At 70.3% G+C, this 24041-nt stretch carries 21 protein-coding genes and 1 tRNA gene; 15 read left to right on the top strand and 7 right to left on the bottom strand.

Annotation, left to right across the window (positions count from 1 at the left end):
- Window positions 1-4 precede the first annotated feature (4 nt).
- From ACODR5_RS00580 to ACODR5_RS00570, 3 genes are all read left to right on the top strand, one after another.
- Complete coding sequence (locus tag ACODR5_RS00580) at window positions 5-349, top strand: ArsR/SmtB family transcription factor (RefSeq protein ID WP_449853869.1); 345 nt, start codon at window positions 5-7, stop codon at window positions 347-349.
- Window positions 346-990 carry a cation efflux transmembrane domain-containing protein gene (locus tag ACODR5_RS00575; protein ID WP_488982402.1) on the top strand — a complete coding sequence of 215 codons (645 nt, stop codon included), beginning with the start codon at window positions 346-348 and terminating at the stop codon, window positions 988-990. The genes ACODR5_RS00580 and ACODR5_RS00575 overlap by 4 nt, the downstream gene beginning before the upstream one ends.
- Window positions 991-1141: 151 nt before the next feature.
- A tRNA-Ser gene (locus ACODR5_RS00570) sits at window positions 1142-1232 on the top strand.
- A gap of 261 nt (window positions 1233-1493) precedes the next feature.
- On the opposite strand, the gene ACODR5_RS00565 is transcribed toward ACODR5_RS00570, so the two are convergent.
- Together ACODR5_RS00565 and ACODR5_RS00560 are read right to left on the bottom strand one after the other, a co-directional pair.
- On the bottom strand, window positions 1494-4391 hold the full coding sequence (locus ACODR5_RS00565; protein WP_488982401.1) for a TIM-barrel domain-containing protein: 2898 nt from the start codon (window positions 4389-4391) through the stop codon (window positions 1494-1496).
- Between the two features lie 26 nt (window positions 4392-4417).
- Window positions 4418-7783 (bottom strand): TIM-barrel domain-containing protein, encoded by a 3366-nt coding sequence (locus ACODR5_RS00560; protein WP_488982400.1) that lies wholly within the window; start codon window positions 7781-7783, stop codon window positions 4418-4420.
- A gap of 171 nt (window positions 7784-7954) precedes the next feature.
- Here ACODR5_RS00560 and ACODR5_RS00555 point away from each other — a divergent pair, with 171 nt between their 5' ends.
- The 8 genes from ACODR5_RS00555 to ACODR5_RS00520 all read left to right on the top strand — a co-directional run bounded on the left by ACODR5_RS00555 (window position 7955) and on the right by ACODR5_RS00520 (window position 17607).
- The gene (locus tag ACODR5_RS00555; protein WP_449853866.1) at window positions 7955-9184 is read left to right on the top strand and encodes an ROK family protein; all 1230 of its coding nucleotides are present in this window, start codon (window positions 7955-7957) and stop codon (window positions 9182-9184) included.
- Entirely contained in the window at window positions 9181-10128 is a 948-nt protein-coding gene (locus tag ACODR5_RS00550; protein ID WP_488982399.1) for a carbohydrate ABC transporter permease, read from the top strand. Before ACODR5_RS00555 ends, ACODR5_RS00550 begins: the two co-directional genes overlap by 4 nt.
- Window positions 10121-10936 (top strand): carbohydrate ABC transporter permease, encoded by an 816-nt coding sequence (locus tag ACODR5_RS00545; protein WP_449853864.1) that lies wholly within the window; start codon window positions 10121-10123, stop codon window positions 10934-10936. The genes ACODR5_RS00550 and ACODR5_RS00545 overlap by 8 nt, the downstream gene beginning before the upstream one ends.
- 42 nt (window positions 10937-10978) lie before the next feature.
- Entirely contained in the window at window positions 10979-12229 is a 1251-nt protein-coding gene (locus ACODR5_RS00540; protein ID WP_449853863.1) for an ABC transporter substrate-binding protein, read from the top strand.
- 67 nt (window positions 12230-12296) lie between these two features.
- Entirely contained in the window at window positions 12297-13421 is a 1125-nt protein-coding gene (locus ACODR5_RS00535) for a glycoside hydrolase family 15 protein (RefSeq protein WP_449853862.1), read from the top strand.
- Window positions 13418-15655 (top strand): glycoside hydrolase family 31 protein, encoded by a 2238-nt coding sequence (locus ACODR5_RS00530; protein WP_449853861.1) that lies wholly within the window; start codon window positions 13418-13420, stop codon window positions 15653-15655. The genes ACODR5_RS00535 and ACODR5_RS00530 overlap by 4 nt, the downstream gene beginning before the upstream one ends.
- A gap of 392 nt (window positions 15656-16047) precedes the next feature.
- Complete coding sequence (locus ACODR5_RS00525; protein ID WP_449853860.1) at window positions 16048-16707, top strand: hypothetical protein; 660 nt, start codon at window positions 16048-16050, stop codon at window positions 16705-16707.
- 6 nt (window positions 16708-16713) lie between these two features.
- A complete protein-coding gene (locus ACODR5_RS00520; protein ID WP_449853859.1) occupies window positions 16714-17607 on the top strand; it encodes a Fic family protein in 894 nt (297 codons plus the stop codon).
- Here ACODR5_RS00520 and ACODR5_RS00515 read toward each other — a convergent pair.
- Window positions 17576-18133 carry a class I SAM-dependent methyltransferase gene (locus tag ACODR5_RS00515; protein ID WP_449853910.1) on the bottom strand — a complete coding sequence of 186 codons (558 nt, stop codon included), beginning with the start codon at window positions 18131-18133 and terminating at the stop codon, window positions 17576-17578. The two genes, ACODR5_RS00520 and ACODR5_RS00515, sit on opposite strands and share 32 nt — an antisense overlap.
- Window positions 18134-18347: 214 nt before the next feature.
- Here ACODR5_RS00515 and ACODR5_RS00510 point away from each other — a divergent pair, with 214 nt between their 5' ends.
- A complete protein-coding gene (locus ACODR5_RS00510) occupies window positions 18348-18746 on the top strand; it encodes a four-helix bundle copper-binding protein (RefSeq protein ID WP_449853858.1) in 399 nt (132 codons plus the stop codon).
- 12 nt (window positions 18747-18758) lie between these two features.
- Here ACODR5_RS00510 and ACODR5_RS00505 read toward each other — a convergent pair whose 3' ends face one another.
- The gene (locus ACODR5_RS00505) at window positions 18759-19106 is read right to left on the bottom strand and encodes a hypothetical protein (RefSeq protein ID WP_449853857.1); all 348 of its coding nucleotides are present in this window, start codon (window positions 19104-19106) and stop codon (window positions 18759-18761) included.
- 141 nt (window positions 19107-19247) lie between these two features.
- On the opposite strand from ACODR5_RS00505, the gene ACODR5_RS00500 reads away from it, so the two are divergent.
- The 3 genes from ACODR5_RS00500 to ACODR5_RS00490 all read left to right on the top strand — a co-directional run bounded on the left by ACODR5_RS00500 (window position 19248) and on the right by ACODR5_RS00490 (window position 22144).
- The gene (locus ACODR5_RS00500) at window positions 19248-19583 is read left to right on the top strand and encodes an ArsR/SmtB family transcription factor (RefSeq protein ID WP_488982398.1); all 336 of its coding nucleotides are present in this window, start codon (window positions 19248-19250) and stop codon (window positions 19581-19583) included.
- Between the two features lie 45 nt (window positions 19584-19628).
- Window positions 19629-20612 (top strand): SRPBCC family protein, encoded by a 984-nt coding sequence (locus ACODR5_RS00495; protein ID WP_488982397.1) that lies wholly within the window; start codon window positions 19629-19631, stop codon window positions 20610-20612.
- 80 nt (window positions 20613-20692) lie between these two features.
- Window positions 20693-22144 carry a threonine/serine exporter family protein gene (locus ACODR5_RS00490; protein ID WP_488982396.1) on the top strand — a complete coding sequence of 484 codons (1452 nt, stop codon included), beginning with the start codon at window positions 20693-20695 and terminating at the stop codon, window positions 22142-22144.
- On the opposite strand, the gene ACODR5_RS00485 is transcribed toward ACODR5_RS00490, so the two are convergent.
- From ACODR5_RS00485 to ACODR5_RS00475, 3 genes are all read right to left on the bottom strand, one after another.
- Window positions 22145-22561, bottom strand: a complete 417-nt coding sequence (locus ACODR5_RS00485) for an arsenate reductase ArsC (RefSeq protein ID WP_449853852.1) — start codon at window positions 22559-22561, stop codon at window positions 22145-22147.
- Window positions 22562-22602: 41 nt separating this feature from the next.
- Entirely contained in the window at window positions 22603-23487 is an 885-nt protein-coding gene (locus ACODR5_RS00480) for a metalloregulator ArsR/SmtB family transcription factor (RefSeq protein ID WP_488982395.1), read from the bottom strand.
- Between the two features lie 76 nt (window positions 23488-23563).
- Window positions 23564-24040 carry a GNAT family N-acetyltransferase gene (locus tag ACODR5_RS00475; protein ID WP_488982421.1) on the bottom strand — a complete coding sequence of 159 codons (477 nt, stop codon included), beginning with the start codon at window positions 24038-24040 and terminating at the stop codon, window positions 23564-23566.
- Window position 24041: the final 1 nt, after the last annotated feature.

Raw genomic sequence — 24041 nt, 5'->3', positions numbered from 1 at the left:
ATCCATGTCGACCGCCACCGCCACCGCCACCGTGACGCACACGGCCGCGCTCGCCCGCTTCGGCCACGCCCTCTCCGATCCCACCCGCGTCGGCGTGCTGCTCGCGCTGCGCGAGGCGCCGGCCTACCCGGCGGACCTCGCCGACGCGCTCGGGGTGTCGCGGCAGTCGATGTCCAACCACCTCGCGTGCCTGCGCGGCTGTGGGCTCGTCGAGGCCGTGCCCGAGGGGCGCCGCAGCTGGTACCGGCTGGCCGATGCCCACCTCGCGCCCGCGCTCGACGAGCTGCTGCGCGTGGTCCTGTACGTCGAGCCCGGCTGCTGCGCCGGAGAGAGCTGCACCTGCGCATGACCGCCACCGCGTCTGCCGATCGGCGATCCGTCCTGCAGCGGCGCATCCGCTGGATCGTCGCCGCGACCATCGGCTACAACGTCGTCGAGGCGGTCGTCGCCATCGCCGCGGGAGCTGCGGCCTCGTCGGCCGCGCTCGTCGCGTTCGGCCTGGATTCGACGATCGAGGTGCTCTCGGCCGCCGCCGTCGCGTGGCAGTTCACGCGGCGCGACCCGGAGCGCTGGGAGCGCGGCACGCTGCGCGTCATCGCCGTGGCCTTCTTCGCGCTCGCCGCGTACGTCACCGTCACGTCGGTCCTGGCCCTCGTCGGCGGCGCGGACGTGGAGCATTCGACGCTCGGCATCGTCATCACGGCGCTCAGCGTGGCGATCATGCCGTTCCTGTCGTTCGCTGAGCGTCGCGCCGGCCGCGAGCTCGGATCGGCCACGGCCGTGGCCGACTCGAAGCAGACCCTCATCTGCACCTACCTGTCGGCGGCGGTGCTCGCGGGCCTCGTGCTCAACAGCCTGCTGGGCTGGTGGTGGGCCGACGCGATCACCGGCCTCATCATCGCCGCCTTCGCCGTGCGCGAGGGCCTCGAGGCCTGGCGCGGCGACGCCTGCGCCACCTCGGTCGGCATGCTCATGGAGGACGAGCACTGAGCCCGCTCGCCGCGGGGCTCGGATGAGCGGCGAGAATCCATCCCCGTGCTGAGAATCCAGGCGCCCGCGGATTCTCGGCGCGGGCCTGGATTCTCGCGGGCGGGGCGCCGCCGATTGGCGCGCCAGGAGAACGTCGCGTAAACTCGACCCCGGTGACGTGTCCGAGCGGCCGAAGGTGCAACTCTCGAAAAGTTGTGTAGGGCAACCCCCTACCGTGGGTTCAAATCCCACCGTCACCGCCACCCGAAACCCCCGCCGATCCCTGGATCGCGGGGGTTTCGTCGTGCCCGGGCCAGGTCTGAGCCAAGAGGGGGTTATCGGCCAAAAAGAGTGGATGGCGTCGGGCGTGTCAGTGTTGTCCGATCCAGCCTGACCGGTGCCAGAGCCCTTCGGCGGGGTCGAGGCCGGTGTCGTAGAGGGCTGGTTCCTTCGCGTACTGATCTAACATGCGTCGACCCCGGCCGCCGCGCTTGCGCTGGCGACCGGGATCGAGCCCCCCTGGGTCAGAAGGCGCCGGTGGTTATCCCCGCCGAGCCGGAAGGTGGCGTCGAGAGGATGTTGTTCCCGCCGGGCTCCCACGCATCCGCCGTGTTCGGCAGGCCGGCCTCCTGACGTTTGATGCACTTCCATTCGACCGTGCTCGACGGCGGCAGGTTCCGCACCACCCCGGTCCAGGTGGGGTAGGCGCTCGGCTCGAGCTTCACGGCATCCGCCGGCGACCAGTTGCCGAGCTGCGGAACATTTCCGACGACGTACACTGACTGACCGAAGGTCGTCGTGGCGTTCTCGCAGGAGAACGTCGCCCAGACCGACTCCTCACCGAGCGTGAACGAGAAGGTCTTGGCGGTGTTCACCGAACTGCTCGCCGCCTTGGCCACAACGAGCCCCCCGCCGGCGTTGTACCAGCCGCTGCTCGCCGCGTCGAACGCCGCCTTGTTCGCGTGCTCCGTCAGCGGAACGCTGCCGAGGGAGACGGTCGAGGCCTGCGTGCCGTCAGTGACAAGCTCGACGACCGTGGGACGGGTGGAGGGCGCACCGGAGTAGGTTCCAGATGCCGCTCCCACCGTCACCGTGGCCACGCCGTTCGTGAGCGATTGGCTGATCTGCGTGGTCCTGACAGCCCCGTCGGCGTATGCGGTCGTCGCGCCGTCATCCTCGTACAGGGTGAAGTCGCTCGCGACGTCGTCGGCGTAAACGGTTGCGATCAGCTCGTTGCGCACCGCGGCATCCTCGCGCTTGCCGGTGATGTCCTTCGTGGAGGCGTCGACGAAGGCCTTCGGGATGATCGCCCCCGCCCGGGCGTACGCCGGCAGGGTGAAGACGCCGTCACGCCACAGCGGCACGTTGTCGATCCACTGACCCGTGCTCTGGATGCGCTCGTTCGTGTGGATGTCGATCCACTCGCCCGCCGGAAGGTACACGTCGCGTTCCCGCTCGCCCTCTCCGGCGACGATCGCGATCAGCAGGTCGCGCCCGAGCATCTTCTGATGCCCCATCTCGCGAACGTTGTCGTCGTTCTGGTAGTAGTACACGAGCGGGGGAGCGAGCGGCTCGCCGAACTGGTGAGCGCGGTGCGCGAGCGAGTAGTAGTACGGAGCCAGCTCGTAGCGGCGCACCAGGTTCTCGCGGTTGCTCGCGACGTCGCCGATCGAGTCGGGGCTCGTCTCGAGGCAGTTGCAGAGATTTTCGGTGTGCGGCCGGAGCGGAGTGTCGAACCACGCGCTGTCGGCGAACCACTGGGTGTAGAGTTCGTTCACGTCGCCGTCGGCCATCTCCCGCCGGAACCCGCCGATGTCGGAGCCGTAATAGTCGATCCCCGACATCGACATGTGCATCTGCGCGTTCTGCTGGCTCCCGAGCGCCTTCATGGTCGACCCGATGTCGGCTGACCACATGCCCGCGCCATGACGCTGGATGCCGGCGGCCGCGGCGCGTGTCAGCATGAAGGGACGCTTCTGCACGCCGTTGTCGGCGTACCCGTCGGCGATGCTCTGCGCCCACAGCAGGTTGTACGCGTTGTGATAGTCGGCGTGCGCGTGCTTGCCGGGGATGACGCCGGCGGTCCAGTCGTTCGGGTCGTACATCTCCGGTTCGCCGAGATCGAGCCAGTGGCCCAGTACGCCCTCGTCGACGAGATGCTGGCGCTGCTCGTCGTGCCAGACGGCGCCGGCTTCCGGCTGCGTCCAGTCGATCATCCCGCCCTTGCCCCACCAGGGGTTCCCCGTCAGGTACACCGGCGGGCACGTAGCGCAGCCGGAGCGCACGAGGTAACCGTCCGCCGCCATCCGGGCGTGCTCCGGCAGGTTGCGACCGACGTACGACTCCTCGATCGGGATGATGCCGACGCCGTCCTCGGCGAGGTCGGCGATCTTTCCCGCAGGGTCGGGAAACCTCGACGTGTCCCAATCGAGGGTGCCCATACGGGTGTCGTCCGAGTTGGCGGTGACGCCCCCGAACCACTGTACGTCGAGCATCGCGCCATCGACCGGAAAGTCGGCCGAGCGCAGGCCCGCGATCGTATTGTCGACCTCGCTCCAGTTGTCGTAGCCGAACTCCGACACCCAGAGCCCGAACGCCTTCTTCGGCGGCACGGGCGGGGTGCCCGTCAGCTCCATGTAGTCGTGGCGAAGGTCGGGCAGGTCGTCGCCGCTCATGAGGTACCAGCGCACCTGGTCGCCCCACATGCGCACCGTCCACGGGTCGCCGGTGAGGTTCCATTCCTGCTTGTACAGCTGATCGACGAACAGCCCGTAGTTCGCGTTGTCATCGCCGACCGCGAAGAGCACCGGGATCTGCGTGTTGCCGACCGGCCCGTTCTCGGGGTCGAACACCATCGCGTTGCCGTAGGTGCCACCCGGGGTGCGGGTGCGGCCCACCCAGTCGCCGTCCGCGCTGCCGCCCGTGAAGAACTGCTGCCCGAGACCGTAGGCGTTCTCCATCGCCGACTTCGTGATGTTCAGCCCCTTCCACGCCTGGCCGAGGTCGGCGGGACACGCCTCGTGCAGTACAAGGTTCGGGGTGCGGGTGATGTCGGTGGCCGTCACGCACAGATCCGCGGGATCGACCTCGATGCGCATCGCCGCGGTCTGCAGAACAGACCCGGTCTGGGTGAACACGTCGGGTCCCGCGTAGTCGTGCTTCGCGACCTGAGGCGTCGTGAACAGCGGGGAGCCCGTGCCGGGGGCGGTGCCGCCCCCGGCCAGCTCGAAGTGGACGAGGTCGTCATCGAGCACCTCGACGACGAGGTAGCTCGACCCCGACTGGAACTGCGCGCGTTGCACGCCCAGGGGAGCAGCCGCCGCCTGACCGGCGTCGTTCACCCCGACGGCGACCAGGGTCGCGGCCGTCACCGCCGTGGTGAGCGCGAGCGCCGTCGTGCGGCGCCACGGAAGAGCAGGCATGGTTCTTCTCCCTTTCACGTGTGCGCTCAGCGCGCGAGGACGAGGTTGTCGAGGTTGACGCCGCCGGAATCGCCTCCGGCGTACTCGATCCGTACGGCGTGGCGTCCGGGTGGGAGGGTCACGTCGATCGAGGCCGTGCCCCACGAACTCCACGACCCGGTGGGCGGAAGCGACAGCGTTCCCAGAGGCGCTCCGTCGACCCGGATCGTGCGGGTGGCGGGGGTCGCAGCTCCGTTTCCGTAGCGGAAGCGGAGCTGGTGCGCGCCGTTCTCCTCGGCCCACACGTCGAACTCCACCGCGTCTCCTGCGTTCGCGAAGCCGTCGACGAAGCCGAGCCCGGTGTAGCCCGGGTGGTCGGCGTTCGTCGAGACGGCCGTATGACCCGCGAACTCGGCCTCGTACCCGGCCTTGTCGACGCCCAGCAGGAGGATCGTGCGCTCGCCGGTGCTCGCACCGACCTTCACGTACGTCAGCTGCTGCTTCGCATCCCAGTACCAGGCCTCGGTGGATGCGGCCAGCGCGCTCACGCTGTTGACCTCAGGCAGTGCCGAGCCCGCGACGGTCACGGTGTCGGGCTTGGTGCCCGACGCCTGGAAGGTGCTCGCGGTCGTGAGCGCGGGAGCAAACACCTCGACCGTGCGCGCTGCGCGGTCGGCCGAGACATCGATCCGGCGGTGCGCGTTCGCTTGGTCTTCGAAGTACTCGTAGCTGCTCTCACCGGAGGGGTAAACGCGGAACACGAGGTTGTCGTAGCTCTCCACGTCGTTGTCGATCGTGCCGCCCACCTCGTACGCGTCGTTGAGGTTGAGCGGGATGACCGCTCCGGCGCGAGCGTATACGGGGATGCCGTCGGGTCCGGCGTCGTACATCTTCACGCCCTCGCCGCTCGCGCGTCCGCCGTTCCAGAAGTCGTACCACTCGCCCTCGGGCAGGTAGACGTCTTTCACGGTCTGGCCCTGGTGCGTAATCGGTGCGACCAGCAGCTGAGACCCGAACATGTACTGCTGGTCGTACTGCGCGGCATCCGGGTCGTCGGGGAACGCGAGGCTCATCGCGCGCATCATCGGCACACCCGTCGTCGCGCTGTCGTCCGCCTCCGTGTACAGATAGGGCACGAGGTTCATCCGTACGTTCGCGTAACGGGCGAAGGTGGGGACGACAGTGGTGTTCCCGGTGCGCGCCTGCACGTTCCAGGGCGTGCGCGCCTCGGACGGACTGGGGTCGGCCTTCTCCGAGTGGTACTGCATGATCGGCGAGAACACCGCCTGAGCGGTCGAGCGCAGATACAGCTCCGCGCTTGGGAACGACCCGGTGAAGCCGCCGAGGTCCCAGGCCCAGAACGGCACTCCCGACTGGCCCGCGCTCTGCCCGGCCCGGACGGCCTCCTGGAAAGCGCCGAACGTCGACGCCTGGTCCCCGGCCCAGAAGATGGATTCGCTCTGGCCGCCGGAGGTGCCCGCCCGGCTGAAGATCGTGCCGTCGGCGCCCGTCGTCTCCTGCACGAAGTCGTTGTAGGCGGAGGTGTACTCGTTCGGGTAGGCGTTGTGCATCTCGTCACCGCGGCGCCCGTCGCTGACGATCAGGTCACGCCCGAAGAGCGCCTCGCTCCCGTCGGTCTTGAAGCCGTCGACACCGAGCTCCTCGACGAGGTACCGCCGCTTGTCCATCCACCAGTCCGTGGCCTCGGCATCTGTGAAGTCGGGCACCGTGCTGTCTCCAAACCACTGTCCGGTGGGGATGCGGTACGGCTGCCCCGTGCCGTCGTCGACCAGGTAGCCCTGGGCCTGCGCATACGCCTTGTCGTTGAGGTGCTGCTGCGGCGCCGTGGCCGGGTTGGAGGTGAAGTTCTCCTTCAGCACCGGAATCTGCCAGAGGAGCACCTTGACGTTCTGGGCGTGCGCCTCGGCAATCATCTGCTTGGGGTCGCTCCACGCACCTCCGCTGGGGAACGTGAGGTCGTCGTACTGCAGCGGCGTGCTGCCGTCGGTGGGGGTGTACTGCGCGTCCTTCCAGAGGTAGAACGTCGCCTCGTCGCTCCACTGCTCGAGCACGAGCACGCTGTGCGGGATGCCGGAGCTCTCCACCTGGTCGAGCCAGGCCTCGACCTCGGCCTGGTTGTTCCACTCGTTGGCGGAGCCCCAGAGTCCAAACGCCCACTTCGGCGGAAGGAGCGGACGGCCGGTCTCGGCCGTGAAGTCGTCGAGCATCTCGGTCTGGTCGCCGGTGAAGAACTGGTACGTCAGCGTGGAGTCCAGGGCGCCTCCCGTGTCGACCGTGAATCCGGCCATGTCGTCGAGGTGCGTCGCGAGATTGAAGATCGCATAGCGCGTGCTCGGCACGTGGATGCCGTAGCCGGCGGAGTTGGCGAAGTACGGCACCGAGTAGTAGGTGCGGCGCGTCGCGCCCTGGTCCTGGTACTGGTTGTAGGCGTAGTTGTGCACGTCGGTTCCCCGGTGGTCGAGCCGGTCGTACCGTTCGCCGAACCCCTCGAACCGTTCGCCCGTGGGTGTGAGGAAGTGATCCTCGATGCGGGTCACAGTCGTTTCGCCGTCGCTCGCCCAACCGATGTTCCGGAAGACCGCGGGGTCGTACTGGCGGGTGATGAGCGTCGTGCCGTCGCCCTCGTAGACCGACAGGCGATAGGGGTTCTTGTTGATCCGGAGGACGAGCTCGTCGGTGGCGATCTCGACCTGGCTCGCGCCGTCGGTGACGGTGTAGTCCGGCAGCCCGCTCAGCTCGAGCCCCGCGCCCGTGGGTGCGATCTGCACGTCGAAGCCGTCGAGGCGCGGGAAGGCGAAGCGCACCTTCGGCGTGAAATCGCCAGCGCTGTCTCCCGTGACGATGTCGACGGAAGTGCCGTTGTCGACGACCGACGTGACGTCGGTGACCGTGCTCCAGGATGTCGTGGTGAAGGAGAACGGCCCTGAGCTGCGCTGCCCACCGCCGTTGACGTCGGCGTGAACCGTGTACTCGACGACGTCGCCCCGGGCGAAGGAACCCAGATCGAGCTTCCAATACGTGTTGTTGCCGGAGTTGTAGTCCCAGGATGCCCCGCGCGGAGTCTGCGCGACGCCGTTCACGCTCCACGTCACCCAGACCGACTGGCCCGGCGCCACCGGCCACGTCGTCGCCCGGACGGTGACGTTGTCGCCGGCCATCGGGTCGCGTGGTGAACGCTCCGTCGGCTGCGTCGCATACAGCTCGTCGGCCCCGTACGGGTTGTGCCAGACCCCGTCGAGTGTGTTGGCGTGGGCGGGCGGAGCGGCGAGCAGCGTGAAGACCAGCCCCGCGACCAGTGCCAGGACGAATCCCGCGGTCCGGCGCGGAAGCGCGGCGAGACGCGAGCGGTGCGGATCGTTCAGCGCGCGGGGAGCGCCGACGGCATCAGACATGGGAACCCCTTTGTTCGGGTCTGTATTTAGCCGGGAATATTCCGTAGTCGAACGGGCTCGTCAAGAGGTGAGTTCGGCCGCCGGGCTCTCGGCCCGGGAGATCAGGCTGTGAGTTGACGTTCGCCCTCGCTGTGCTCTACCGTTCTTTCAGTCCTGAACAAAGGGGTTCCTGTGGCCCACCCGAATCCACGCACCGATCTGACGCGATCGGCCATGCTCGCCCACATCGGCAGCAATGGCCCGACCTCGCGGGCCGACCTCGCGCGCGAGCTCGGCGTCTCGCCGGCGCTCGTCACGCAGCACACCCGGGAGCTCATCGCCGATGGCCTGCTGGTCGAGCTGGATCACCGCCCCTCGCAGGGTGGACGTCCCGCGCGGCTGCTCGGTCTCGTCGCCGACGCCGGCCGTGCCGTCGGCGTTAAGGTCGTAGCCGACCACATCACCGCGGTCGAGGTCAGCATCGACGGCCGGGTGCAGCGATCGCTCACCGAGCCCTTCGACGCCGGAACGGGCACCGCGATCGCGAAGCTCAGCGACATGCTCCGCTCGTTCATCGCCGCCGGCGACGGCGTCCCCCTGCTCGGTCTCGGCGTGGGCGTGCCCGGCAACGTCGACGACCAGGCGGTCGGCACGGTCGACTCGACGGAGCTGGGCTGGCTGCGGGTGCCTCTCGGCGAGCTGCTCCGGCGCGAGCTCGACCTGCCCGTCCTCGTCGAGAACAACGTCAACGCCCTCGCCAGCGCGGAGGCCCTGCACGGTCAGGCCCGCGGACACGAGGACGTGCTCGTGATCACGATCGGAACGGGTGCCGGCGCCGGCCTCATCTCCGAGGGCCGCGTGCTCCGCGGACGCAGCGGGGGAGCCGGAGAGATCGGCCACATCCCGGTGGAGGAGGACGGTCCGCCCTGTCAGTGCGGCGGCAACGGATGCCTCGAGGCGCTCATCGGCCAGGAAGCGCTCGTGCGGCGCGCCCGCGAGCAGGGAATCCTCGGCGACGGCGACGGCTACCCGGCCCTAAAGGCGCTCGCCGATGGCGGCGATCCAGCCGCGCAGCAGCTGTTCTCGCAGGCCGGGCACCTGCTCGGCCGGGTGCTGGCGGGGGTGGTGAACCTGATCGACCCGGAGATCGTGATCCTGCTCGGCGAAGGGGCGGAGGCGTGGACGCACTGGTCGTTCGGCTTCGAGCCCGCGTTCCGGGCCGGGCTCATCCCGCGCAACAGGGCGATCCCCGTCGCGGTCGAGACCTGGCAGGACGACCGGTGGGCCCAGGGAGCGGCCGCCCTCGTGCTCTCCACCCCGTTCGATGCCCAGGGGCGCTCGGGCGAGCAGGGACGTCTCGTGCGGGAGCGGCTTGCCCTCGCCCGGCAGGTGCGCCCCGACGCCGAGGGAGCGGGGCGATGACCCTCACGGCAGAACCGCGCTCCGCGGCCGGCGCTCCCGCGGCGCGAGTCGCGTACCCGCCCCGTCGCCGCAGGAGCCGGTGGCGCTACACGCTCACGGTCCTCGCGTTCCTCCTGCCGAGCGCGATTCCGCTCGCCTTGTTCACGATCTACCCGATGTTCGGCGCACTGTGGACGAGCCTGCACGAGTGGAATCTCCTCGCGCCCATGGAATGGGTGGGCTTCGCCAACTACGTCGCCCTCATCCAGGACCCCACGACGCAGCGGGCGTTCTTCAACACCTTTTACTATCTCGTCGGCTACCTGCCGCTCGTCTACGTCGGAGGCCTCGCCCTCGCTCTCGGGCTCAACGCGCGGATCCGCGGCCGAAACATCCTCCGCGGCGTCTACTTCTTGCCGGTCGTGACGAGCTGGATCGTCGTCGCCCTCGTGTGGCGGTGGCTGCTCAACCCCTCCGTCGGCATCGTGAACGCCGCCCTCGCCGTCTTCGGCATCCAGGGCCCCGGGTGGTGGACCGACCCGGCCTGGTCGATGCCCTCGATCATCCTCGCCTCTGCATGGAAAGACCTCGGCTTCGTGATGATCATCCTGCTCGCCGGGCTGCAGGCCATCCCGCAGGAGATGTACGAAGCAGCGAAGGTCGACGGAGCGGGATCCTGGCGCCGGCTGTTCAACGTCACGCTGCCGCTGCTGTCGCCATCCACCTTCTTCGTCGTCGTCATCTCCCTCATCAACGGCTTCCAGGTGTTCGACCAGGTCTACGCGATGACCGGGGGAGGCCCCGCCGGGTCGAGCACCGTCGTCGTGCAGCAGATCTACGACCTCACGTTCCGCTACGGCGCCGCGGGCGAAGCCTCCGCGCTGTCGTGGATGCTGTTCGTCCTGGTGCTCGGGGTGACCGTCGTGCAGATCATCGGGCAGAAGAGGTGGGTCAACTATGCGTGAGAAGGTTCAGCGCACCGCCCTCACCGCGGTGCTCATCGTCGGCGCCCTCGTGATGTTCTTCCCCTTCCTGTGGACGCTCACCACCTCGCTCTCGCCGGGCGCGGGACTGGATGCGACGCCGAGGCTCATCCCCGAGAACCCCTCGATCGGGGCCTACCAGACGCTGTTCGCAGACCTGCCGTTCGCGAGGATCATCGGCAACTCGCTCGGCCTCGCCCTCGCGACCGCGGTAATGCAGCTGGTCACGAGCTCGCTCGCGGCGTACGCCTTCAGCCGGCTGCCGTTCCGCGGCAGGGGAGCGGTGTTCGCGCTGTACCTGGCGACGATGATGATCCCGATCCAAGTGCTCATCGTGCCGCTCTTCGTGCAGATGCGCGACCTGGGGCTCGTCGACACCTACCTCGGGGTGCTGCTGCCTGGTGTCGCGAACGCGTTCGGCGTGTTCCTGCTCCGCCAGGCGATGAACTCGGTGCCTCGGGAGCTCGACGAGGCGGCGACCCTCGACGGAGCGGGGCACTTCCGCATCTTCGGCACGGTCGTGCTGCCGCTCGTCGGGCCGGCGCTCGCGACGCTCGCGGTCTTCTCGTTCATGAACAGCTGGAACAGCTTCCTGTGGCCGCTCATCATCCTGCGCTCCGAGGAGCTGCAGACCCTTCCCCTCGCGCTCGCCGGCCTGCAGGGCCAGTACACGACCGAGTGGGACGTCATGATGGCCGGCTCCGTCGTCAGCATCCTCCCGATGCTCGCCATCTACCTCTTCGCGCAGCGCTACGTCATCCAAGGCGTCGCAAGCAGCGGAATCAAGTGACCCTTCACCTCGCCCGCATCCAACTATCAAAGGAGATATCCCATGCGTCGCACAGCACCCTTCGCTGCGGCAGGCATCGTCGCCGCGACCGGCCTCGTCCTGGCCGGTTGCGCCGGAGGAACCGAATCCGGTGACGAGGGCGGCCCCGTCACCATCACGTACACGAACTTCATCTCGGCCGGTGGCAACGAGGAGAACCTGCAGAAGATCGTCGACGCCTTCGAGGCCGAGAACGAGAACGTCACCGTCGAGGTGACGACCCTGCCGTACGCCGACTACTTCACCGCGCTGCAGACCGACCTCGCGGGCGGCACGGTGTCGGACGTCTTCGACATCGAGCTGGCCAACTACGCCTCCTACCAGGAGAGCGGCGTGCTCGCGCCGCTCGAGGGCGTCGACACGAGCGTCTACCAGACCTCGCTCGCGGAGTCGTACGCGACCGACGGCACGCAGTACGCCCTGCCGACCTCGTTCTCGAACGTCGTGCTCTACTACAACGCCGACCTCTTCGACGCGGCCGGTCTCGAATACCCCACGGCCGACTGGACCTGGGAGGACGAGAAGGCAGCGGCCGAGAAACTCACCGACGTCGGCGCCGGAGTGTGGGGTGACTACCAGCCCATCACCTACAACGAGTTCTACAAGGTGCTCGCGCAGGCCGGCGGGGAGTTCCTCAGCGAAGACGGCTCGTCGGTCGCGTTCAACTCGCCGGAGGGCATCCGGGCCGCGCAGTGGCTCGTCGACAAGAGTGGCACGACGATGCCAACCGCCGAACAGGGCGCCGGCACGCCTGACTTCGACAGCACGCTGTTCGCCGACGGCAAGCTCGCGATGTGGCACACCGGCATCTGGATGTTCAGCACCCTCGCCGACACCGACTTCACGTGGGACATCGCGGTCGAGCCCGGCGACACCCAGCACGCGAGCGCGCTGTTCTCGAACGCCGTCGGCGTCTCGGCCGGTTCGGAGCACATCGAGGAGGCCACCGCGTTCGCCGAGTTCCTCACCGCCTCGCAGACGGCGGTCGACACGCGACTGGAGGCTGGCTGGGAGCTTCCTCCCATCGCGGACGAGGGAGCACTGAGCCCCTACCTCGAGATGACGCCGCCGACGAACCGTCAGGCCGTGTTCGACTCCCTCGACGAGGTGGTGCTCGCGCCGTCGATCGGTGACGGTCAGACCGAGATGCAGGACATCGTCACGGAGGAACTCACCGAGGCCGCCGCTGGCCGCAAGAGCGTCGAGCAGGCACTCTCCGACGCGGAAGAGCGCGTCACCCCGCTGCTCGGCTGATCATCCCGGCCCTGGAGCGGGAGCCCCGCCCGCTCCAGGGCTCCTTTTCGGACTGGACCAAGGACTCATGACCACGAAACCTCCCGTCGCCATCGACGCGCTCCTGGATCACTCCCGAGCGGTCATCACCTCGCTGCAGCTGCCGAACGGTGCGTACCCGGCCTCCCCGACGTTCTCGGCGTACCGCGGGTACTGCTGGCTGCGTGACGGCGCGTTCATCGCCGACGGCGCTTCGGCCGCGGGGGAGATCGAGTCGGCCACCCGCTTCTTCGACTGGTGCGCGATGGTGATCGAGCGAAACGAGGACCGCATCCTCGAGATCGTCGCCGCGCAGGCAGCGGGGCGGCCTCTGCCCGACGAGAGGATGCTGCCGGCGCGCTTCACCTTCGACGGCGCTCCCGGCGGCGACGAGTGGTGGGACTTCCAGCTCGACGGCTATGGCACGTGGCTGTGGGCGGCGGCCGAGCACGTCGAGCGGCACGGCGTCGACCTCTGCGGATGGACGGCGGCAGCGGCGCTCACCGTCGACTATCTGCTGAGCTCGTGGGAGCGACCCTGCTATGACTGGTGGGAGGAGCACCTCGAGCAGGTGCACATCTCGACCCTCGGCTGCATCGCGGCGGGGCTGTCCGCCGCCGCCGAGTCGGGCCTCGTCTTCGGCGATCGGGCGGAGCGCGCCCGGATCGGCGCCGAGCGGGTGCGCGCGCGCCTTCTCGACGTCGGCGTCGCGGACGGGCACCTCGTGAAGTGGGTCGGCTCGACCGAGGTCGACGGCAGTCTCAGCGCCCTGATCGCGCCACTCGGCGTGATCGACCCGGCATCCCCCCTCGCAGAGGGGACGCTGCGGGCGGTCTCCGAGCAGCTCGAGGTCGAGGGCGGCGTGCACCGCTTCCGTGCCGACACCTTCTTCGGCGGCGGCCGCTGGCCGCTGCTGTCGTGCTTCCTCGGACTGGCCTATGCCGCGGCGCGGGACCGCGAGAGCGCGCGCCGGCTGCTGGACTGGGCCGCATCCACTGCGAACGACGAGGGGATGCTGCCGGAGCAGGTCGACGGCCACCTCCTCGCACCCGAGTACCGCCAGGAATGGCTCGACCGCTGGGGTCCCGTCGCGACTCCGCTGTTGTGGAGCCACGCGATGGTGCTGCGTCTCGCCACGGAGATCGGCGCTGACCGGAAGGAGATCGCCGCGTGATCCGCCACCGCCCCTCCGGCTCGGGCCACCCCTACTCCGATGACACCGAGCAGCGCAGCCCCGTCCACCCCGTCGCCGGCGAGCCGCTGCGGCTCGGCGTGAGGACGTCGGGCGAGATCGAGGCGGTCACCGCTGAGGTGGTGATCGACGGCGCCGCGACGACGCTTCCGCTCGAGCGGGTCGTGCGCTCGTCACGCGGCCAGGCGGTCGACGGCGGGCACCTCGCCTCGGCCCAGGCCCGCACGGCTCGCACCGCGGGCGGGTGGCAGCTCGTCCTGACCGCCCCCGCGGCGGAAAGCGTGATCCGCTACCGGTTCACCGGCACCGACGCTGCGGGCCGCGAGCAGCGCACCCGGTGGTTCGAGTCCCGTGCTGCGGGCTGGCGGGCCGCTTCCGACGCGACCCTCGCGGTCGACGGCTCCGCGCGCTCCGTCGTACCGGGCAGCGTCGAGGTGCTCGACGACGGGCAACGGGTGCGCCGCGTCCGCTTCGCCCTCCCGCTCGCGCCGGGCGAGCACGTCGCGGGATTCGGTGAGCGCTACGACGCGCTCGATCACCGCGGGCAGAGCCTCGACTCCGTCGTGTTCGAGCAGTACAAGAGCCAGGGAGCACACCGCCGCACCTACCTGCCGATGCCGTTCGCCCATGTCGTGGGCGCGGACGGGTGGGGCTTTCACGTGCGCACCTCGCGGCGAGTGTGGTTCGACGTGGGACGAACAGATGCCGACCGGCTCGAGGTCGAAGCGGAGGTCGACGCGCCCTCCGACGCGGAGGACGTGGTCGAACTGGCGCTCTACTCCGGATCGCCGTCCGCCGTGCTCGACGCCTTCCTCGGCGAGACCGGACGGCCCCGGGAACTGCCGGACTGGGTCTTCGGGCTCTGGGCGAGCGGCAACGAGTGGAACACGCAGGCCGAAGTCGAGCGGCAGATGGCGCTGCACCGACAGCACGGCATCCCCGTCCGCAATGTCGTGATCGAGGCGTGGAGCGACGAGAAGAGCTTCACGATCTTCCGCGATGCCCAGTACGAGGTGCGCGAGGACGGCGGCCCGATGCGGCTCTCCGACTTCACGTTCCCGCCGGATGGTGCCTGGCCCGACCCCAAGGGGATGGTCGACGCGCTGCACGCCGACGGCGTGCGCGTGCACCTGTGGCAGATCCCGCTGCTGAAGCTGCGACCGCATCCGACCGGCCAGGCCGCGGCCGACGCGAGAGCCGCCCTCGAAGCCGGTGTCCTCATTCGCGAGGCCGCCCCCGACGGGAGCCTTCGGCCCTACCGCAACCGCGGATGGTGGTTCCCGCTGTCGCTGATGCCCGACCTCACGGACGAGCGCGCCGCCGAGTGGTGGACCGAGAAGCGCCGGTATCTCGTCGAGGAGGTCGGCATCGACGGGTTCAAGACCGACGGGGGAGAGCACGCCTGGGGCACCGACCTGGTCTACCTCGACGGCTCCGGCGGGGACGAGTCGAACAATCGCTTCCCCGTCGCCTACGCCGCCGCGTACGGGCGACTGCTCGAGTCGGCCGGGAAGGCACCGGTCACCTTCAGCCGCGCCGGGTTCACCGGCTCACCCGCTCACGGAGCGTTCTGGGCCGGCGACGAGAACTCCACGTGGGAGGCCTTCCGCTGGTCGATGATCGCGGGGCTCTCCGCCGCATCCTGCGGAATCGTGTACTGGGGCTGGGACATCGCCGGCTTCTCGGGGCCGATCCCCGACGCGGAGCTGTACGTGCGGGCGATGGCCGCGAGCGTCTTCGTGCCGATCATGCAGTACCACTCCGAGTTCAACCACCACCGCAGCCCCTCGAACGACCGCACGCCCTGGAACATCGCCGAGCGCACCGGGGACGCTGCCGTGATCGAGGAGGTGCGCGAGCTCGTCGCCCTGCGCGAGCGGCTTGTCCCCTATCTTGCGGAATCGGCGCGACGCACGCTCGACACCTCTGCGCCGCTCATGCGCCCGCTGTTCTTCGATCATCCGGCCGACGAGGAGGTGTGGCGCCACCCCGTGCAGTGGATGCTGGGGGACGACCTCCTCGTGGCGCCCGTGCTCGAGCCCGGCGCGACGAGCTGGTCGGTGTACCTCCCGCCGGGGGAGTGGGTGGACGTGCACACGGGCCGCAGCCAGCAGGGTGGGCGGGAGGTCGCCGTCGACGTCGCCGACCGTTCGAGGGTGCCGGTCTTCGTCGTGGCGGAGCGATGGGAGGCGCTGCGCCGCCTGTTCGCGGGGTGACGCTTCGGCTGTGCCGTCAGTCGGCGGAGCCGCAGTACTCCTTGGCCAGCATCCCGGTGATGGTTCTCGTGCTCGTGCTTGGATCCCCCTCCGATATGCGTGAGTACCGGAGCGGCTTCACCCTGTCGGCCAGGTGAGGGCGCGATGGCTGATCCCCCGCGTCGGCGCGGTGTCGGGCCCAGGGAGCTACGACAATCTGCCTTCCCGCCTCGCGCGCCACCTATCGGACGACCTCGCGAATGCCTCGGATGCGACATTCTTGATACCCTCGCGACATGGATGTCCCATTCCTGATCGAAAGCCTCGGAAGCGCGCCGAGCGCGACGGCGCGCGCGACCGGGCTGTCGCGCGCGACCATCCGGCGTGTGCGCGATGGGGTGTCCTCTCCGACGATGGCGACGCTGCGAGAGCTTGCTCTGGCCGCCGGTTACGACCTCGAGGTGACGCTGGTTCCCGCAAGCGACCCGGCCGCCGCGGTGGCGGCGCGCGTCTTGCTCGACCCCGCCACCCCGGGCTCGGAAGACCTCGAGGGGTGGGACTTGATCCGCGCCGGTGACGTCGCGGCCATCACCGAGTGGATCGCGCGGCTCGAGAGACAGGGCGGCAGCGACCCGAAGCGGCTGCTGGAGCTGGCGGGCCGGCTCTCCGCCCCGCAGCACCGCAAGGGCGCCCGGTTCTTCGCCCCGAAGGCGGGCGTCTCGCAGGAGCGGATCGTCGAGATCGCGGGCAGCGCGCTCGGGGCCGGTCTCGGTGCGCTTTCCGGAGTGGCTGCGGCGCGGGTCTATCTCGGCCACGCGCCGGATCCGGGCCCCGTGGTGGTGTGGACGAGTGATGCCGACGCGGTGGCGGAGCGGTTGGCCGCGACGCTGCGCGAGGTGGGCGAGTACCAGCCGGCCGGCGTGCTTCTGGCGCCGACGATGGCGGCGTACTTCGTCGACATGATCCAGCCGCCCGTGTGGGATCAGAGGGTCGTGTCGCCGATCCAGGCCGTGATCGACCTGCATGGGCTCGGATACGACGAGCTCGCGAACGAGATCACGGACGGGTGGTGACGGGCGATGGGTGACGAGCAGAACCCGAAGCGACCCCCACAGAAGAAGTGGGGGCTGACCTCCGCCGACTTCGCGCGTCGAGCCGCGGAGAACCGAGCGCGTCAGCAGACGGGTCCTGGCGCTCGCGACGCGCTCGCCGGCGATGCGATCCGCGAACTGAAGACCGGACGGATCACCTGGCGACCCGGTGCGATCGACTTCGACCTCATCAAGCCCTCGCCCGTCGAGCGCTCCCTGTTCCGGCTCGAGAAGGCGCTTCCGGAGCTGGTGTGGAACGCCGCGGCGCTCGAAGGCAACACGTTCACCCTGCCGCAGGTGCGAACGCTGCTCGACGGCGTCACCGTCGGCGGGAAGAGGATCGAGGAGGCCGAGCAGATCCTCGCGTTGAGCGAGGGCATGCAGCTGATGGTCGGTGCCGTGCGCGACGGGACCTTCTCCCTGCGCAAGGAGATCAGCGACCGCATCCACGGTGTGGTCGCCCGGCACGAGGCGATCGAATCGGGCAGCTTCCGCGGTGAGGGGAGCGTCAACGGCGGCGGCGCCGTGCGGCTCGCCGGCGGTGGCACCGTCGAGGGCGACCCGGCCGGCGATGGTGGGCAGCAGCTGCAGGCGGACTACACGAACCTGCTCGCCGGCCTCGGCACGCTCGGCGACCCGAGGGCGCGTGCGCTGGTGTACTTCGCCTCGGCGACGAGGTCGCAGTTCTACTTCGACGGGAACAAGCGCACGGCCCGGATCATGATGACGGGTGCGCTGATCCAGGCGGGCTTCGAACCCGTGAGCATCCCGTACGCGCGACAGGAGGAGTTCAACGTGGCACTCGACGAGCTGTTCCGCACGGACGACGGCACCAGGCTGATCGAGTTCCTCACGACCTGCACGATGCCGGACGAGGGCTGACTCGCCGGCACAGCATCGCCCCCACCGGCCGGTGCTCGCGCGACGTGCGGCGGTGGGTCTCCAGCACCTCGAAGCCGGCCTCGCGCAGGAGGTGCTCCAGCGCGTCGGCTGGCCAGCGGTAGGCGGGCGCGACGGCGTGGTCGAACGGCTCGACCGCGGTGCCGTCGAAGTACCCGAGCACGAGCAGGCCGCCCGGGCGCAGCACGCGGGCGAACTCCGCGAGCGGAGCCGCGATGCGCGACGGCTCGTGGTGGATGGTCGAGAACCACGAGAGCACGCCGCCCAGGGCGCCGTCGGGCTCGGCGATGTCCTCGATGCTCTCGAGGTCGAAGCGCACGCCAGGGTAGGCCGCGCGGGCGTGCTCGACGAACGACGGCACGAGGTCGATGCCGCGGGCGTCCAGACCGCGCCCGGCGAGGTGGCCGGTCCAGTGGCCGGGGCCGCAGCCGGCGTCGAGCACGCGCCCGTCGACCGCGGCGGCCCAGGAGTCGATGAGCTGCCGATCCGAGGGGTGGACGGCGCCCATGCTGCCCAGCAGCTCGGTGTACTCCGCCGCCCGCGCGGAGTAGGCGGCGGTCACGCCCACAGGGGAAGAAGCGGATCATCTCCGCGGCCTGCGGCAGCTCCGCTCGGCAACCGAGGGTGCGCGCAAGGGGTTCCGCGCCCGGCGGGGGCCGCTCTATCCTGGCCGCGAGACGGGCGCTCCCGCTCGCCTGAGACCCCGAGAAACGAGGTGCGAGATGGACGCGATGATGATGGACGCGATGGCGAAGGACATGAAGTCCATGCCCGAGATGGCGTCGATGGACATGTCGGTCATGCAGGCCTGTATGGACGCCTGCTCGGCCGCCGAGCAGGCCACGACCATCTGCTCGACGCAGATGATGGACTGCGCGCCGACGTGCATGAACTGCGCCGACATGTGTCACACGACGATGCGCTCCATGATGCGCATGCAGGGCATGACGCCCGCGGCGATGATGCGCATGCTCGACGCGTGCATCGCCATGTGCGAGGCGTGCGTCGACGCGTGCCGGCCGCACACCGACAGCGAGATCTGCCAGATGTGCATCAAGGCCTGCGAGGCGTGCAGGGACGCCTGCGCGGCGATGAAGGACTCGATGATGGCGGCCGCCTGACGGCCGCCTCTCTCATCCCTGCGCCACGTTGAACTGGGCCCGGCCCACCGCGAGCACGCCGTAGCGGCGGTGCAGCGCGACGGGCGTGCCCTCCGGCGCCTCGAGCGCCGCGCCCGATCCGTTCCACAGCTCGTGCAGGCCGCCGTCGAGGTCGCGCACGACCAGGGTGCCCTCGACCGCGTCGGCGTGCGCGACGATCCCGTCGGTCCACTCGCGCGGCGTCGCCGAGGCGACGCGCGCCTGGATCAGGTGCAGCGCGTGACCCGGGGCGTACGACGAGCACGCGCCGCCGTGCGCGCACATGCACGCCGCACGCTCCCGCACCTCGGCGGGATCGATGTGCTGCAGCGGCGTGGACACGGCGGGTTCCTCTCGACGAAAAGCGTTCCGCCCACGTTAGGCCGCCGCGCGCCGACCCGGCACCGCAGCCGAAACGCGGCGTAACGTTCGCCGCCGATCCCCCTCTTGACAGGGCCGCACGCCGCGGTAACCTACAACCAAATGGTTGTACAAACCGAACTGACCGACGACGAGGTGGACCGGATCTTCCGGGCCCTCGCCGATGCGACGCGTCGCGACATCCTGCGCCGCACCCTCACGGGTGAGGCGACGGTGTCGCAGCTCGCCGCCGCATACGACATGTCCTTCGCGGCCGTGCAGAAGCACGTCGCGGTACTGGAGGGAGCGGGACTTGTGAGCAAGCGCCCGCAGGGCCGCGAGCGCATCGTCCGCGGCGAACCCGAACGCATCCGCCGCGTCCAGGCGCTGCTGGAGCGCTACGAGCAGATCTGGCGGGGCCGCGTCGCCCAGCTCGACGCCCTGCTCGCCGAAGACTGACGACCGACGCGACACCGAACATCCATCACCGACGAAAGGCACATCATGCCACTCACCTCCGTCGAGAAGGACCTCGACGCCCTCACCATGACCGTCACCGCCGAGTTCCCGGTGCCCGTGCGGCGCCTGTGGGACGCGTATGTCGATCCGCGCCAGATCGAGCGGTTCTGGGGCCCTCCCGGCTGGCCCGCCACCTTCACGCGTCACGACGTGTACCCGGGCGGCTTCTCGCACTACTACATGACCGGGCCGGAGGGTGAGCGCTCGGCGGGCATCTGGCAGTTCGAGGCCGTGGACGAGGGACGCTCGTTCACGGTGCGCGACGGATTCGCCCGCGACGACGGCTCGCTCAACACCGACATGCCCACCATGCTCATGACCTTCTCGTTCACCGAGACCGAGCAGGGCTCGCGCCTCGTGGGCGTCATGACCTTCCCCTCGCTCGAGGCGCTCGAGCAGCTGCTCGAGATGGGCATGGAGGAGGGCACGCGCGAGGCGATGAGCCAGATCGACGACGTCGTGGCCGACCTCGCGACCTTCGCCGCCGACCTTCCCGCGGCGGCCCAGCAGATCGGCGAGAACCAGGTGCGCGTCACCCGCGTCATCGGCGGAACCGTCGAGCAGGTGTGGCGCGCGCACCACGAGCCCGAGCTCGTGAAGCGCTGGCTGAAGGGACCGGACGGCTGGGTCATGACCGTGGCCGACATCCCGCGGAACGTGGGCGACCGCTACCGCCAGGAGTGGACGCGCGAGGACGGATCCGAGGGGTTCGGCTTCGAGGGCGAGCTGCTCGAGTCCGAGCCGCCGCACCGCGAGGTGACGACCGAGGTGATGATCGGCATGCCCGGCGAGCCCTCGCGCAACGAGCTCACGCTCACCCCGGTCGAGGGCGGCACGCTGCTGTCGCTGCTCATCACCTACCCGGACGCCGCCACGCGCGAGATGGTGCTCGGCACCGGCATGGTCGACGGGATGGAGACGAGCTACGCCCGCCTGGAGCAGGAGGTGCTGGCCGGCTCGCCGGCCTGACGCCCCATCCGAGGCACGAGGAGGCCCCGCCCGACGCGGCGGGGCCTCCGCACGTCCGTCGGCTGGGGGAGGATGGAGGCATGGCAAGCGAGCGTCGTCGTCGCGTCCTCGAGTCCGTGCGCCGGGCCATCCACCGGGACGAATCGGAGCGGACCGCCACCGAGGCGATCCCGATCGTCGACGACGCCCTCGCGTTGCGCGTGATGGACCTGGCGATGCGGGTGGGCGAGGCGATGCTCTCGGTCGGCGCCTCGGCCAAGGAGGTCGTGCTGGCGACCCTGCGCATCACGAGCGCCTACGGCCTGCGCAGCGTGCACGTCGACATCACGTTCAACTCGATCACGCTGTCGGATCACCGGCACGGCGAGGACTGGCCGGTCACGATCATGCGCGTCGTGCGGGCGGCGGTGCCCGATCACGCCAAGCTGCAGCGGCTGCAGGCGCTCGTCGCCGACGTCGAGAACGGGCTCGACCTGGCGGAGGCGCGCACCCGCTTCCACCAGATCCGCCGCGTGCCGTTCCGCTACCGGCCGGTCGTCGTCATCCTCGCCCAGGCGATGCTGGCCGTCGGGGTCGGCGTGATGTTCGGCGCCTCGTGGTCGATCCTCGCGGTCACCTTCCTCGCGGCCCTGGGCGTCGCGCTCACGCAGGCCGGTCTGGCCAAGCTGCAGGTGCCGCTGTTCTTCAGCCAGATCGCCGGGGCGTTCGTGCTCACCGTGCTCACGGTCATCACCGCGATGCTCGCCCGCGCCGGCATCGAGCCCTTCGTCGACGTGCGCGCGTCGATCGTCGTCTCATCGGGCATCGTGCTGATGCTCGCCGGCCTCGCCGTCGTCGGCGCCGCGCAAGACGCCATCGACGGCTTCGCCCTCACGGCCGGCGGCCGCCTGCTCGAGCTCATGCTGCAGACGCTCGGCGTCGTGCTGGGCATCGTCGTGGGGCTCGAGCTGGCCCGCGCCCTCGGCGTGGGCATGCAGCCGCCGACCGAGGCGCTGCCCCTCGGGTCGCTCGGCGGCCAGATCGTCGGATCGATCATCGTCGCGATCGCCGTCGCCGCGTTCAACGGCTCGGGCGGGCGCATCATCGGCTTCAGCGCGCTGCTCGGCGCCGTGGCGTGGGGCGGCTTCGCCGCCGTCAGCGCCGCCGGGCTCGACCAGGCCTCCGCGAGCTTCGCCGGCGCGCTGCTCGCCAGCCTCGTCGGCGCGCTCGTGGCGCAGCGGTTCCACGTGCCGTCGGTGGCGATCACGACCGCCGCGATCGTGCCGCTCGTGCCGGGTGCTGCGGTGTTCCGCGGCCTGCTGGGCCTCGTCGAGTCGGGCGGCGAGACGGAGCACGTGCTCTTCGCCGCCTCGTCGCTCATCACGGCCGGCATGGTCGGGATCGCCCTGGCCGCCGGCGCGACGCTGGGGCTGTTCATCGGCGCGCCCCTGCGCCGGATCGGCGGCCTGCGTCCGTCGGTGCGCGCCGCGGCGAGGCCGACCGCCGGGGGCGCCAGCGTCGCCGTGCGCGACAATCCCGAGGCGCGCGGCTGATCAGGCCGGCGCGATCTCGGCGACGAGCGCCTCGACGCGCGCGCGGATCTCGTCGCGGATGGGGCGGACGGTCTCGATGCCCTGGCCGGCCGGGTCCTGCAGCTCCCAGTCCTCGTAGCGCTTGCCGGGGAAGATCGGGCAGGCGTCGCCGCAGCCCATCGTGATGACGACGTCCGACTCCTTCACCGCCTCGACGGTGAGCACCTTGGGCGTGTTGCCGGCGATGTCGATGCCGACCTCGCTCATGGCCTCGACGGCGACGGGGTTGATGCTGTCCTTCGGGGCGGAGCCGGCGCTCAGCACCTCCACGCGGTCGCCCGCGAGGTGCTGCAGCCAGCCGGCGGCCATCTGCGAGCGGCCGGCGTTGTGCACGCACACGAACAGGACGGTGGGCTTGGGCGAGGGCGTCTCGGTCATGCTCAAAGCATAGACCAGTATCTATGTGTTTGGGAAGCCGCTCACCGTGGGAGCAGCTCGTCCAGCAGTCGGCGCACCCGCCGCTCGATCTCGTCGCGGACGGCGCGCACCTCGTCGGGCGGCAGGATCGCGGGATCGGGCAGGTCCCAGTCCTCGTAGCGCTTGCCGGGGTAGACGGGGCACGCGTCGCCGCAGCCCATCGTCACGACGACGTCGGCGGCGCGCACCGCCTCGTCCGTGAGCGGCTTGGGGAACTCGCCGCCCAGCGGCACGCCGACCTCGTCGAGGCTCGCCACCACGTCGGGGGCGAGTCGGGCCGCCGGGGCCGATCCGGCCGAGCGCACGTTCACGCGCGGGCCGGCCAGCTGGCGCAGCAGCGCCGCCGCGAGCTGCGATCGCCCCGCGTTGCGCACGCAGACGAAGAGCACCTCCGGCGTCTCGCGCGGCCCCTGGCCCGCCGCGCGCGCCAGCGCCTCGAGCCGAGACACCGTGAAGTCCGCGGCGCGCGAGCCGAGGTCGCGAGGCGCCTCGCCGCCCGCCGCGAGCAGCCTCATGCTCTCGGCCAGGCACGCGGCGACGGTCTCGCGCGAGTGGATGCCGCGGAAGCGCTCCGCGATCCGGTCGACGGCGCCGTCCGCGTCGAACGGCAGCGGCGCCGACGGTTCCGCGCCGACGATCTCGGCGACGCGGTCGAGGCGCTCCGGGGCGAGCGCGTACCAGACGCGGCGGCCCTCCTTCGCGGAGGTCACGACCCCCGCCTCGCGCAGCGTGCTCAGATGGTGGCTCACGGTCGGCTGCCGGAGTCCGAGCTCGTCCGCCAGGGCGGTCACCGACGCGCGCCGACCGGGCGCGGCGAGGAGGATCCGCGCGATGCGCGCCCGCGTCGGATCCGCCAGCGCCGCGAGCGGGGCGAGGGCGGTACTCATAGACCCCAGTCTATGGGTGCCGCCCTCGCTCGGCGCGGCTCGCGCCGGTGTCACCGCGCCGAGTCACCGCGCCGAGTCACCGCGCGCGGCGCTCGATGAGGATCGTGTCGCGCCACTCGCCGGCGTGCGGGCCGGCGGCGGCCTGCGCGATCCGCTCGCGCCGGCCCACCTCGCGGAACCCGGCGACGGCGTGCAGGCGCAGGCTCGCGACGTTCTCGGGGAAGATCGACGACTGGATCGTCCAGATCCCGGCTGCCTCGGCCGCCGCGACGAACGCCTCCAGCAGCGCTCGCCCCACGCCGCGCCCGCGCGCCGCGGGGTCGACGTAGATCGAGTGCTCCACGACGCCGCGGTACACCGGGCGGGTCGACACCGCCGATGCGGCCACCCACCCCGCGACGGTGCCGCCCACCTCCGCGACGAGCCGGGGATGCGCGAGGCGGCTCGCGTCGAACGCCTCCCACGCGGGCGTGCGCGTCTCGAAGGTCGCATCCCCCGTGTCGATCCCCGCCTGGTAGATGCGCTCGACCTCGGGCCAGTCGCCGGGCGCCATC

The sequence above is a fragment of the Microbacterium sp. FG3 genome (assembly GCF_057809335.1).
This window is presented reverse-complemented; position numbering and strand designations above follow the sequence as displayed.